Here is a 12,628-nt window from a genome sequence, read left to right as displayed (position 1 = left end):
CGAGATCAATCCGCGCTGACGAACTCGCTGGCAATCTCGTACTGCCGTTTGACCTCATCGAGGTGGGCGTTGCCTTCGCCTTCGACCAACTCGCAGTTGTTGGCCATCCGTGCATGCATGGCCGCCTTCCAGGCCCGGTTGGTCTTGTTGTCCGGGAGCATGCTGTCTGGTGTCAGCGCAGCGGCAACAGCAGCGGCAACGAAATGATCGCCTTGAGCGAGCCAGTCGGTGTCTTTGCCGCAGTCGGTATAGGTCTTGGTCGACCAGGCCTTGGCGCCGCGATAGGCGTCTTCGAGTTCCGACTCAGAGGCATCGGTACGCAGTCCGATCTCGATAGCCCGCTTCACCCGTTCATCGCGGCTCAGGTGGATAAGGCTCTGCGCAAACCGTAAGCCGAGCAGGCGTTGTTGCTCGACGGAGAGCTGCTCGAGCAGATCACGAAGCGCTTTGTCGTTACTGATGGTCGCCATGAGAGGTCAGTCTCCTAATGTTCTTGCCATCGCCTACTATCTTGCCTCGACTAACTACACCGCATTGACGTGAATCACAAGCCCATGAAGCGAACCGTCTTCTTCGTCTCCGAGAGCACCGGCATCACCGCCGAGACCCTCGGTCATAGTCTCCTCTCGCAATTCGACAACGTCGATTTCGAGCAGGTCTACATGCCGTATATCAACACCGAGGCGCGCGCGCGTGCCCTAACGCAGCGACTGCATGAGGCTGCGGAGCGCGACGGTGCCCGCCCTTTGGTGTTCTCGACCATGCTCGATGCCAAGATCGCCGCGATCCTAAAAGAAGGAGATTGCTTTCACTTGGAGCTATTCGAGCAGTTTGTCGAGCCGCTCAGTCAGGAACTGGGTGTTTCGCCCAGCCGCGAGTCTGGGCGCAGCCATGCGATCACCAAGCCCAGCATGTATACCAAGCGCATCGAGGCGATCAACTTTGCCATGAGCAACGACGACGGCATGCGTCCGGACAACTTCCGCCACGCGGACGTGGTCTTGGTCGGGGTCTCGCGCTCTGGCAAGACGCCGACCTGTCTCTATCTGGCGATCCACTACGGTCTGCGCGCGGCCAATCATCCCCTCACCGAGGACGATTTCGAGCGTGAGGCCCTACCGCCCGAGGTCTGTGCCGTGAAAGACAAGGTGTTCGGCCTCACTATCGAGGCGCGGCGGTTACATCTGATCCGTGAGGAACGCCGGCCGGGCAGCGAGTATGCGTCACTGGCACGCTGTCGCAACGATATCCGTCTGGCGCATGAGATGCTGGGCCGGCTCGGGGTGCCGGTGCTGGATACCACTAGCCAGTCGATCGAGGAGATCTCGGCGCAGGTGCTGCGGGGTCTGCGAAATGCTGGCCAGCACTGACGCGGCCATTGAGATCAGACTGCCGAGCGTCGATAATGCCGCGCTTTCATCGAAGCCTTGCTCAGCAGCTGACCGCTGGCGCCGAGACGTAGACGCGCATGTGGAGCTGAGGCAGGTTGGCCGACTTGCGCGGGTCCGTGACAGGTCTTAAGCGGCGCGCATAAGTGGGCACTGGCAGAAGCCCTGCACTGAGCCCCCTGAATCGACATTACCCGGAAGCGACTGTATGAAGCTCGGTATTCCAAGAGAGACGCTCGCCGGCGAACGGCGCGTCGCGACCACGCCCGAGGTGGCGAAGAAACTCGTCGCCAAGGGCTTCGAAGTGCTGGTTGAGGCTGGCGCTGGTGTGGCTGCACATTACACGGATGCGGCCTACACCGAGGCCGGGGCCCAGGTCGTCGAGCGCGATGCCTGTTTCTCAGCTGACATTGTGCTCAAGGTGCGACGGCCGAGTGACGATGAGGCGCGAGCGGTGGGTTCTGGCGCTGTCTACATCAGCCTGGTTGAGGGCTGCGGCGATGATCCGCTACTCTCGCGCATGGTTGAGCATGGCGTGCAGGTGCTGGCGATGGAGCGGATGCCGCGGATCTCACGCGCGCAGTCGATGGACGCCCTCTCGTCGCAGAGCAATATCGCCGGCTATCGCGCGGTGATCGAAGCGGCGTCTCACTACGGGCGCTTCTTCCCGATGATGATGACCTCGGCCGGGTCGGCCAAACCGGCGCGCTTGGTGGTGCTCGGGGCTGGTGTGGCTGGCTTGCAGGCGATCGCGACGGCACGCCGGCTCGGCGCTGACGTGCTCGCCTACGACGTGCGCCCAGAGACCAAGGAGCAGATCGCCTCGCTGGGTGCCAAGCCGATTGAGCTGGATCTTGGCGAGAGTGGCGCGGGCGAGGGCGGCTACGCGAAGGAGTTGTCAGACGAGGCCAAGGCCCGCCAGCAGCAATTGCTCGGGGAGGAGTTGGCCAAAGCGCATGTCATCATCACCACCGCTCTGATCCCCTGCCGGCCGGCACCAGAGCTGATCACCACCGAGGTGGTCGAGCGGATGCGAACCGGCTCGGTTATCGTCGACCTTGCGGCGGCCAATGGTGGCAACTGCAAGCTCTCGGAGCCTGATCAGGTCATTGACCATCAAGGCGTGATCATCGTTGGTCATACCAACTATCCGTCGATGGTTCCGGCCGACGCGAGCGCCTTTTATGCCAAGAACCTCTCAAACCTCCTTGAGATCATGGTCGACGCGACCGACAAGGGCCTGGTGCTCAAGGATCTGACCCAAGACGAGATCACCGCGGCAATGCTCATCGCGCGCTGAGCGCTGTTCGCATCACCGCATCACCGAGGCCGCGGACCTCGGCGTCGAGGTTGCCCAAACGTGCTCGGCTGCTGGACCGCGCCGCTGCCATTCACCTTTCACATCGGAGTCTACCGGATGCCTGAATCCATCCTCGCGCTCTATGTCTTCGTGCTCGCCTGCTTCATCGGCTACTACGTGGTCTGGGGCGTGACGCCATCGCTGCACACGCCGCTGGTGGCGCTGACTAATGCTATCTCCGGTATCGTACTGGTCGGCGCCTTGCTGGTCACCGGGCTGGAAGAAGCCGGTATCGCCGCCTCTTTCTTCGGCTTTCTCGCGGTGCTGCTCGCTAGCATCAACGTCTTCGGTGGGTTTCTGGTCACGCATCGCATGTTGTCGATGTTCAAGAAGAAGAAACGGGGCTAATCAGCGATGGAACTGCCACTCTCTCCAACCACTCAAGCGCTGGCCTATCTGGTCTCGGCGATCCTCTTCATCTTCGCCCTCAAGGGGCTGACGCATCCGTCCACCGCGCGTCGCGGCAACCTGTTCGGCATGCTCGGCATGGCGATCGCGATCGGCGCGACCCTGGCGGGTGCCGAGGTGCAAGGCTACTGGTTGATCGGTTTTGCTGGCGCCATTGGCGCGGTGATCGGCATTGTCGTGGCCATGCGCATCCAGATGACGGCGATGCCGCAATTGGTCGCCGCGTTGCATAGCTTTGTCGGCATGGCCGCGGTCCTGGTCGCCATCGGCACCTTCATCAACCGCGCCCAGGCCGACACGCTGAATGCCCTGCTCATGGGCGAACTCTCGGCCGGCATCGTCATTGGTGCGATCACCTTCACCGGCTCGGTGATCGCCTTTGCCAAGTTGCAGGGGATCATGTCCGGGGCGCCGATCAAGTTCTTCGGACAGCATGCGCTGAATGCCCTGATCGCCATCACCACCATCGCCCTGGCGGTGCATTTCGCCCATACCGGTAGCTGGGTTTCGCTGGTGTTGATGACGCTGCTGGCGTTTGCCCTCGGCGGCACCCTGATCATCCCGATCGGCGGCGCCGACATGCCGGTGATCATCTCGATGCTGAACAGCTACTCGGGCTGGGCGGCGGCGGCGACCGGCTTCACGCTGCATAACAACCTGCTGATCATCGTCGGCGCGCTGGTTGGCTTCTCCGGTGCCATCCTCTCGTTCATCATGTGCCGGGCGATGAACCGCAGCATCATCAACGTGATCTTCGGCGGCTTCGGCACCGACAGCAGTGGTGGTGAGAGCGCAGGCTCAGTGGCCGCCGAGAAGGGCGTCAAGTCGGCCTCGGTCGAGGATGCGGTCTATTGGATGGAGGATGCCAACCGCGTCATCGTGGTGCCCGGTTACGGCATGGCGGTGGCCCAGGCGCAGCATGCGCTGAAGGAGATGATGGAGCTGCTACAGGCGCGTGATGTGGAGGTCAAGTTCGCGATCCATCCGGTCGCCGGGCGCATGCCGGGCCACATGAACGTGCTGCTGGCCGAGGCCGACATCCCCTACGATCAGGTCCTGGAGATGGACGAGATCAACCCGGACTTCCCGAGCACTGATGTGGTGCTGGTGGTGGGCGCGAACGATGTCGTCAACCCAGCCGCGAAGGAAGACAAGACCAGCCCGATCTACGGCATGCCGATCCTTGATGCCGGTAAGGCGCGGCAGGTCTATTTCCTCAAGCGCTCCATGCGTCCGGGCTACTCAGGTGTTGATAACCTGCTGTTCTATCAAGACAACACCTCGCTGATCTTTGGCGATGCCAAGGATACGATCGAAGGCATTGTCTCGGCGCTGAAGGGCGGCGGGCACTGAGCTGACTGGGCTTAAGCCGGAGACCGGGGGCTGCCTTACAAAGGCGGTTCTCCGGGCTCCATCCCGTTGAAGCTCAGCGAATCGCTGTCCATCGCCGCGCGGGATCTGGCTCAGCCCTTGAGCTTGGCCTTGAGCAGGTCGTTGACCTGCTGCGGATTCGCCTTGCCCTGGCTCTGCTTCATCACCTGGCCGACGAAGAAGCCGAAGACCTTTTCCTTGCCAGCCCGATATTGCTCCACCTGCGCGGGATTGGCGGCGATGATCGCATCGATCATCTGCTCGATGGCACCACTGTCGGTGATCTGCTTCAGGCCCTTGGCCTCGATCACCTGGTCGGCGTCGCCTTCACCGGCCCAGATCGCCTCGAACACCTGCTTGGCGATCTTGCCGGAGAGGGTGTTGTCTTGAATGCGTTTGAGTAGCCCGGCGAGCTGCTCGCTGCTGACTGGGCTGTCGCTGATCTCGAGCCCGGCCTTGTTCAGCGCCGCGGCGAGGCTGCCGTTGATCCAGTTCGCGGTGAGTTTGGCATCGCCGGTGAGCGCGACCACCGTCTCGAAGTAGGCCGCCGTGGCGCGGCTGCTGGTGAGCTGCACGGCATCCGCGTCGCCGATGCCGTAGGCGTCGCGGAAGCGTTGCCGCATCGCATCGGGCAGCTCGGGGAGCTCGGCGGTGGCCGCCTCGACAAAGGACTCGTCGAGTTCGACCGGCAACAGGTCTGGATCGGGGAAGTAGCGGTAGTCGTTGGCCTCCTCCTTGCTGCGCATCGAGCGCGTCTCGTCCTTGTCGGCATCATAGAGCCGGGTCTCTTGTACCACGCTGCCGCCGTCCTCGAGCAGCTCGATCTGACGCTCGATCTCGAATTCGATCGCCTTCTGTAGGAAGCGGAACGAGTTGATGTTCTTGATCTCGGCACGGGTGCCGAAGGGGGCACCGGGGCGATGCACCGAGACATTGGCATCGACCCGAAACGAGCCCTCCTGCATGTTGCCGTCGCTGATGCCGATCCAGCGCACTAGCTGATGGATCTTGCGCGCGTAGGCCACGGCCTCTTCGGCCGAGCGTAGATCGGGTTCGGAGACGATCTCCAAGAGCGGCGTGCCGGCGCGGTTGAGGTCGATCCCCGTGAGCCCGCCGCCGGCGCCCGAGAAGGTTTCATGCAGTGACTTACCGGCATCTTCTTCAAGATGCGCGCGGGTGACACCGATGGTCCGCTGCGTACCATCGTCGAGAACGATCTCGAGTTTGCCTTTGCCGACGATCGGCAGCTCGTACTGGCTGATCTGGTAGCCCTTGGGCAGATCCGGGTAGAAGTAGTTCTTGCGCGCAAACACCGAGCGCGGCGCGATCTCAGCCCCGATCGCGCGCCCGAACTGCACCGCCCGCTGCACCGCGCCTAGGTTCAGCACCGGCAGCACCCCCGGCAGGCCGAGATCGATCGCGCAGGCCTGGGTATTCGGCTCCGCACCAAAGGCGGTCGAGGCGCCGGAAAAGATCTTCGATTCAGTCGCGAGCTGGGTATGGATCTCCAGCCCGATCACGGGTTCCCATTGCATGCGGATTCGGTTCTCGTTGGGGGCTTGCCGCGCTGTTGCCGCGCTCTTGCCACGGAACGGGGCGGCCGGCGTCTGGTTGCGGATGACGCTGCATTCTAGCCCAAGACGACTGATAAGCTCGCAACTGAGAAGCTCGCGACAGGAAAGCCAGCGTATGAAAAGCCAGACGCAAGGCCCCTGGTTTCGCTTGCCCTAGATCAAATCGCCTCGGTCGCGCCGCGGCGTAGTATCAGTGGCTCTGACGACTCAAGACGCGCAAGGTCAGGGTGTAGTGGCGTCAACGCATGGGGCACTGCGGCAACGACAAGAAGTGGGGACAACTCTCCAGCCTGCTGCAAGACCAGCCGGAGCTGTTCACCGCCGACGGCCGCCGCCGCAAGCTGATCCTGTTCACCGAGCACAAGGACACGCTCAATTACCCCATCGCCCGCATCCAAGACCTGCTCGGCAACCCGCAAGCGGTGCGCAGCATCTCCGGCGCGACCAACCGCGATGAGCGCCGGAAGATCCAAGAGGAGTTCCGCAACGACCCCGAGGTGACGGTCCTGGTCGCCACCGACGCCGCTGGCGAAGGCGTCAACCTGCAGAACGCCAACCTGATGGTCAACTACGACCTGCCCTGGAACCCCAACCGCCTCGAGCAGCGCTTCGGGCGCATCCACCGCATCGGTCAGACCGAGGTCTGCCACCTGTGGAACATCGTCGCCCAGGGCACCCGCGAGGGCGAGGTGTTCCAGAAGCTGTTCGACAAGATCGAGGTCGAGCGCGCCGCCCTCGGCGGCAAGGTCTTCGACGTGCTCGGCGAGGCCTTCGACAACGTCTCGCTGAAAGACCTGCTGGTCGAAGCCATCCGCTACGGCGATGACCCCGAGGTCAAGGCGCGTATGGATCAGGTGATCGAGGGCGCACTCGACGCCGAGCATCTGAAGGCGATCCTGCGCCGCAACGCCCTGGTCGAGCAGCAGATGGGCCTGGAAGACCTCTATGCGGTCAAGGAGGAGATGGAAAAGGCCGAGGCGCGCAAGCTACAGCCCTACTTCATCCGCGCCTTCTTCACCGAGGCCTTCGCCCAGCTCGGTGGTGAGCTACGACCCCGCGAGGCCGGCCGCTACGAGGTCAAGCATGTGCCGGCGCTGATCCGCGAGCGGGACCGCGTCATCGGCGAGACCCGCACCCCGGTGCTGAAGAAGTACGAGCGCATCGGCTTCGAGAAGCAGCAGGTTCGCCAACCGGGCAAACCCATGGCGGACCTGATCCACCCCGCGCACCCGCTGATGCACGCCTGCATCGACCTGATCCTGCAGGCCCACCGGCCCAAGCTCAAGCAGGGCGCGGTGCTGGTCGATCCGACCGATGAGAGCTTAGAGCCCAAGGTGCTGTTCATGATCGAGCACGGCCTGCGCGAGAGCAGCGCCGATGCTCAGGGCCAGCAGCGCCTCGCCTCGCGCCGCTTGCAGTTCGTGCAACTCGACGCGCAAGGCCAAGCGACCCGCGCCGGCTGGGCACCGCATCTGGATCTCGTGCCGCTCGACCCGGCAGATCAGGCGCTGATCAGCGATATTCTGCAAGCCCCTTGGCTCAACGCCAACCTTGAGGCCCTTGCGCTCAGCCATGCCTCTCAGCACCTGGTGCCCAAACACTACGCCGAGGTCAAAGCCCGCCGCGAGCGCCAAGCCGACAAGCAACTGAAGGCGGTGCATGAACGCCTGATCAAGGAGATCAGCCACTGGTCCGACCGCTACATGAAGCTGACCGACGACGTCAAAGCCGGCAAGCAGCCGCGGATGCAGCCGGAGATGGCCAAGCGCCGGGTCGATGAGCTGAGCGCGCGGCTGCAGCAGCGCGCCGCCGAGCTGACCGCGATGAAGACGGTCGTCTCCAGCACCCCGGTGGTGATGGCTGGCGCGCTGGTGATCCCGCAAGGGCTGCTCGCCGCGCGCAAAGGCGAGACCCCGCCCGCAGCGGATGCCCAGGCCGATGCCGAGGCGCGCGCCCGCATCGAGCGGATCGCCATGCAAGCGGTCAGCGCCGCGGAGACCGCGCTCGGCCATCAGGTCAAGGACGTCAGCGCCGAGAAATGCGGTTGGGATCTCACTGCCCGCCCGCCGCCAAAGCCGGATGGCTCGTTACCGCCCGATCGCCACATCGAGGTCAAGGGTCGCGCCAAGGGCCAGAGCACCATCACCGTCAGCCGCAACGAGATCCTCTACGGGCTGAACCAGGCCGAGCAGTTCATCCTTGCGATCGTCATCGTCGATGGCGAGCAGACCGAGGGGCCGTTCTACCTGCGCAATCCGTTCAGTAGTGAGCCTGACTTTGGGGTCGCCAGTATCAACTACCGTTTGGATGAGCTACTGGCGCGGGCAGTTGCCGCAGATGCGCTAGCATGACCAGATCGCCAATCAGTCAGCAACGCCCGATGTCTGCACCGATGACACATCCTGATTTTGCAACGATCTTGGAGCCTTTCGGCGATGGCGCGGAAGACTTCTTCCTGGCCGCCAGCCTATATCACGCCGGCAAGGTGAGCTTTGGGACAGCCGCGGCCTTGTCCGGTCTGGGCTATGAGGAATTCCACTACAGACTCAAGGAGCACTTCGGCTACGGATTTCGAATTGAGGACGACACCGCGCGCGAGGATCTCAGCTTGGGCTTTGAGCTTGGCGACTCGTTCAATACCCTTGAGACGGGACAACACCAATCTTTTTGAGCAAGTCAACTACCCCGGCCTAAAGGCCGGAGCTTGTGAAAGCAAGCTCGGTTGACCAGGGCAAGCGGTGAAAACCCGCTCCGTGCATCACAGGTCGTGAAGACCCACTCCGGGATGCTTCCTCAGTCCCGGACCCTGGAAGATCAGGATCATGCTGGCGCAAGGTAAAACGCCGAATGTGCTGATCGCTGCCGCGAGGCGGGAGCCGGTGGTGCACATGCCCGAGGGGAGCGAGTCGCAAGGCTCTGTCACCAGGCCCGTAAGGGCGCTGATTTTGGAGAACCGTATGGCCGTCTTTGTTTTGGACAAGAAAAAGCACCCACTGATGCCCTGCTCAGAGAAGCGGGCGCGGCTGTTGTTGGAACGCGGGCGGGCTGTGGTGGTGCGGCTGCACCCCTTCACCATCCGGCTGAAAGACCGCCTCGGCGGCGAGACCCAACCGCTGCGCTTGCAGCTTGATCCGGGCAGCCGGACCACAGGCATAGCATTGGTGCGCGAAGACGAGACCCTCGACCCCGACACGGGCGAGGTGCGCCGTGAGGCGCATGTGGTGTGGCTGGGTGAACTCACCCATCGCGGCGCTCAGATTCGTGACAGGCTGGCATCGCGCCGCGCCTCTCGGCGTCGCCGCCGCACACAGAACTTGCGGCATCGCGCCCCGCGCTTCCTCAATCGCACCAAGCCCCAAGGCTGGCTCGCGCCGAGTCTGCGCCATCGCCTGGACACCACCCTGAGCTGGGTGGCGCGCTTACAGCGTCTCGCACCGATCACCAGCCTCCATCAAGAGTTAGTGCGCTTCGACACCCAAGCGATGCAGAATCCCGAAATCAGCGGCATCGACTACCAACAAGGCGAACTCGCTGGCTACGAAGTGCGCGAATACCTGTTGGAGAAATGGCACCGCACCTGCGCCTATTGCGGCGCCCAGGGCGTCCCCCTCCAGATCGAACACATCCAGCCCAAGAGCCGGGGCGGCTCGAATCGGGTCAGCAACCTGACCCTGGCTTGTGCCCCCTGTAACGAACGGAAGGGCAGCCAGCCAATCGAGCATTTTCTCAAGGACAAACCAACGGTGCTGCACCGCATCCAGGCGCAGGCCAAGACGCCACTCAGGGATGCCGCTGCTGTGAATGCCACCCGCTGGGCGCTGTTTGAGCGACTCAAGGCCACAGGTTTACCCGTGGCAAGCAGCTCCGGCGCTCAGACCAAGTACAACCGCCAGCGCCTCGGGATTCCCAAGACCCATGCGCTCGATGCCGTCTGTGTCGGGCCGCTTGAGGCGCTGCATGGATGGAACAGACCGACGCTGGCCATCAAGGCCACGTGGCGGGGAAGCTATCAGCGTACCCGACTCGATCGCTTCGGCTTCCCGCGCGGCTACCTCACCCGGCGCAAGCGCATCCACGGCGTCCAGACCGGGGATCGGGTCGTTGCCGAGGTGCCGAGTGGCAAGCACGCCGGAAACCATGTGGGACGGGTCGCGGTGCGCAAGACAGGCTCCTTCAACATCCAGACCGCGCGCGGCGTGGTCCAAGGGATTTCACACCGCCATTGCCGCGTGGTGCAACGCGCCGACGGTTATGGCTATGCTATTCACCCAACGTTAACGGAGGAAGCGAGACGGGTTGCCTAACCGCGCTGCGCGCGGTGCGCTTTCCCTCCCCGCCCTGAAGGGCGGGGTTTCTCGCGCAAGACTGATGACAAATCTTAGCGTGCACATTCCTGATCAGGCTGCAACTGCACTGGCTGGATTAGCCAGATCGAGTGGCCAGACTCCAGAACAACTGATTGCAGCCCTCGTGGAACATTATTTGGAAGACGCCGAGGATCTTGCCGATGCGTTAGAGGCGCTGGCAGATGATGAAGCACCGATTCCGCTGGAGCAGGTGAAGCGCGAACTGGAGCTTTGAGATGCCCTGGCAGATTGCCCTAAAGCCGCGCGCCAAGCGTGAGCTGGCAAAGCTTGATCGCCCAGTGCAACAGCGGTTGGTGTCATTCATGGCGCGACTGACCGAGCATGATGACCCACGCGAGTTGGGCCGGGTGCTGCAAGGTCCGCGTCAACTCTATCGGTACCGCGTCGGCGATTATCGCCTGATCGCACAGATCCAGGACCAAACGCTGCTGGTGCTGGTGGTCAAGATCGGCCACCGGCGCGAGGTCTACCGCGATCTCCCGCGCCCATGAATCCCTCCCGTACTGACCACTCGCATTAGAAACCCAAGCGTCACAATCCATGCCCATCAAATCGCCAAAAAAGCTGATCGAGGTCGCCCTGCCGCTCGACGACATCAACGTCGCCTCGGCGCGCGAGAAGTCGATCCGCCACGGGCATCCGAGCACCCTGCATCTATGGTGGGCAAGGCGACCGCTGGCAGCAGCACGGGCGGTGATCTTCGCGCAGATGGTCAACGACCCCGGCTATCAGCAGGACGGCGGCTTCAAATACGGCGTCAACAAGCAAGAGGCGGAGATCAAGCGCGAGAAGCTCTTTGCCATCATCCGCGACCTGGTCAAGTGGGAGAACACCAACAACGAGGCGGTGCTCGAGCGCGCCCGCGCGACCATCCGCAGGCCGCCGAGCTGTTCAATCCAGACAAGCTCCCCGCCTTCCATGATCCGTTCGCCGGCGGTGGTGCGCTGCCGCTGGAGGCGCAGCGGCTCGGCCTGGAGGCCTACGCCAGCGACCTGAACCCGGTCGCGGTGATGATCAACAAGGCGATGATCGAGATCCCGCCCAAGTTTGCCGGGCGTGCGCCGGTGGGGCCGATCCCCGAAGGCGAGAAGCAACAGAGCTTTCCGCGCGAGTGGCCTGGAGCAACGGGGCTGGCCGAGGACGTGCGCCGCTATGGGCACTGGATGCGTGAGGAGGCCTTCAAGCGCATCGGGCATCTCTATCCCAAGGTCGAGATCACGCCGGAGATGGTCGCCGAGCGGCCTGACCTGAAGGCTTACGAGGGGCAGGAGTTGACGGTAATCGCCTGGCTCTGGGCGCGGACGGTGAAGAGCCCGAATCCGGCGTTTAGTCATGTCGATGTGCCGTTGGCCTCGAGCTTTGTGCTGTCGAGCAAGAAGGGCAAAGAGGCTTGGGTGGAGCCTGTGGTTGATGGGGATCGCTATCGGTTTGAGGTGCGGGTTGGGACGCCGCCGGATGGGGCGAAGAGCGGGACGAAGCTCTCCCGCGGAGCGAACTTTCGCTGCGTGCTCTCAGGTACGCCGCTTGAGGGTAAATACATTAAGGCCGAAGGTAAGGCGGGTCGCATGCAGGCTCGGTTGATGGCCGTTGTCGCTGAAGGGAAGAGAGGGAGGGTTTATCTCTCGCCAACGCAAGACATGGAAGGTTGCGCGGACTTGCCAGACCCAATCTGGAAGCCAGAGACCGCTCTGCCGGATGATCCGCGAAATTTCTGGACCGTCGACTATGGGCTAACAACCTACGGCGATCTTTTCACCCCACGCCAGCTTGTCGCCCTGACGACCTTCTCCGATCTCGTGCAAGAGGCGCGCGAGAAAGCAATTTCCGATGCCGAAGCGGCTGGCATGGCGGATGATGGCTTGGGGATTGATCAACTTGGAAAGGGTGCGACAGCTTATGGGGATGCGTTAGCAACCTATTCGGGATTTGCAATCAGTCGAAGCGCTGATCGAGGCTCGACGATCTGTTCTTGGGATTCAAGCCCAAAAATGGAGGCGCTACGAAATACCTTTGGCAGACAAGCAATCCCAATGAGTAACTTCTCAATAAGTCATGGCAACCGGGAGTCGCTGCTGCGTTACCATGGCGACCAGACACTCTCATCCTGACCCCGACAAGTCCCTGCCTGAACCGCTGTGATCGAACTCCCACTCATTCCCG

At 62.8% G+C, this 12,628-nt stretch carries 13 protein-coding genes; 11 read left to right on the top strand and 2 right to left on the bottom strand.

What is annotated here, in order from left to right; all coding sequences use genetic code 11:
* Positions 1-5: 5 nt before the first annotated feature.
* The gene (locus tag CCR96_RS23090) at positions 6-470 is read right to left on the bottom strand and encodes a hypothetical protein (protein WP_201224228.1); all 465 of its coding nucleotides are present in this window, start codon (positions 468-470) and stop codon (positions 6-8) included.
* A gap of 84 nt (positions 471-554) precedes the next feature.
* Between CCR96_RS23090 and ppsR the strand changes: the two genes are divergently transcribed.
* The 4 genes from ppsR (at position 555) to CCR96_RS23070 (ending at position 4,509) form a co-directional block, all read left to right on the top strand.
* Entirely contained in the window at positions 555-1,370 is an 816-nt protein-coding gene (gene ppsR / locus CCR96_RS23085) for a posphoenolpyruvate synthetase regulatory kinase/phosphorylase PpsR (protein WP_201224227.1), read from the top strand.
* Positions 1,371-1,596: 226 nt separating this feature from the next.
* Positions 1,597-2,688 (top strand): Re/Si-specific NAD(P)(+) transhydrogenase subunit alpha, encoded by a 1,092-nt coding sequence (locus CCR96_RS23080; RefSeq protein ID WP_201224226.1) that lies wholly within the window; start codon positions 1,597-1,599, stop codon positions 2,686-2,688.
* 117 nt (positions 2,689-2,805) lie between these two features.
* A complete protein-coding gene (locus CCR96_RS23075; RefSeq protein ID WP_201224218.1) occupies positions 2,806-3,096 on the top strand; it encodes a proton-translocating transhydrogenase family protein in 291 nt (96 codons plus the stop codon).
* A 6-nt stretch (positions 3,097-3,102) separates the two neighbouring features.
* Positions 3,103-4,509, top strand: coding sequence for an NAD(P)(+) transhydrogenase (Re/Si-specific) subunit beta (locus CCR96_RS23070; RefSeq protein WP_201224216.1), 1,407 nt, complete (start codon positions 3,103-3,105; stop codon positions 4,507-4,509).
* Between the two features lie 110 nt (positions 4,510-4,619).
* Here CCR96_RS23070 and gatB read toward each other — a convergent pair whose 3' ends face one another.
* Positions 4,620-6,062 carry an Asp-tRNA(Asn)/Glu-tRNA(Gln) amidotransferase subunit GatB gene (gatB, locus tag CCR96_RS23065; RefSeq protein ID WP_201224214.1) on the bottom strand — a complete coding sequence of 481 codons (1,443 nt, stop codon included), beginning with the start codon at positions 6,060-6,062 and terminating at the stop codon, positions 4,620-4,622.
* A gap of 284 nt (positions 6,063-6,346) precedes the next feature.
* Here gatB and CCR96_RS23060 point away from each other — a divergent pair, with 284 nt between their 5' ends.
* From CCR96_RS23060 to CCR96_RS23035, 7 genes are all read left to right on the top strand, one after another.
* Positions 6,347-8,452, top strand: a complete 2,106-nt coding sequence (locus tag CCR96_RS23060; RefSeq protein ID WP_201224212.1) for a helicase-related protein — start codon at positions 6,347-6,349, stop codon at positions 8,450-8,452.
* Positions 8,453-8,493: 41 nt separating this feature from the next.
* Positions 8,494-8,772 carry a UPF0175 family protein gene (locus tag CCR96_RS23055; protein WP_242519321.1) on the top strand — a complete coding sequence of 93 codons (279 nt, stop codon included), beginning with the start codon at positions 8,494-8,496 and terminating at the stop codon, positions 8,770-8,772.
* Positions 8,773-9,058: 286 nt separating this feature from the next.
* Entirely contained in the window at positions 9,059-10,405 is a 1,347-nt protein-coding gene (gene iscB / locus CCR96_RS23050; protein WP_201224210.1) for an RNA-guided endonuclease IscB, read from the top strand.
* 64 nt (positions 10,406-10,469) lie between these two features.
* Positions 10,470-10,682, top strand: a complete 213-nt coding sequence (locus tag CCR96_RS23045) for a hypothetical protein (protein ID WP_201224208.1) — start codon at positions 10,470-10,472, stop codon at positions 10,680-10,682.
* 1 nt (position 10,683) lies between these two features.
* Positions 10,684-10,959, top strand: coding sequence for a type II toxin-antitoxin system RelE family toxin (locus tag CCR96_RS23040; protein WP_201224206.1), 276 nt, complete (start codon positions 10,684-10,686; stop codon positions 10,957-10,959).
* A 49-nt stretch (positions 10,960-11,008) separates the two neighbouring features.
* On the top strand, positions 11,009-11,464 hold the full coding sequence (locus tag CCR96_RS24905; RefSeq protein ID WP_242519320.1) for a DUF1156 domain-containing protein: 456 nt from the start codon (positions 11,009-11,011) through the stop codon (positions 11,462-11,464).
* Positions 11,356-12,576 (top strand): DNA adenine methylase, encoded by a 1,221-nt coding sequence (locus CCR96_RS23035; protein WP_242519322.1) that lies wholly within the window; start codon positions 11,356-11,358, stop codon positions 12,574-12,576. The genes CCR96_RS24905 and CCR96_RS23035 overlap by 109 nt, the downstream gene beginning before the upstream one ends.
* Positions 12,577-12,628: the final 52 nt, after the last annotated feature.

Origin of the sequence: Halochromatium roseum, from assembly GCF_016653315.1 — a bacterium.
GTDB lineage: Bacteria > Pseudomonadota > Gammaproteobacteria > Chromatiales > Chromatiaceae > Lamprobacter > Lamprobacter roseus.
The sequence above is the reverse complement of the archived record's forward strand: the minus strand, read 5'-3'. Positions and strand labels throughout refer to the sequence as shown.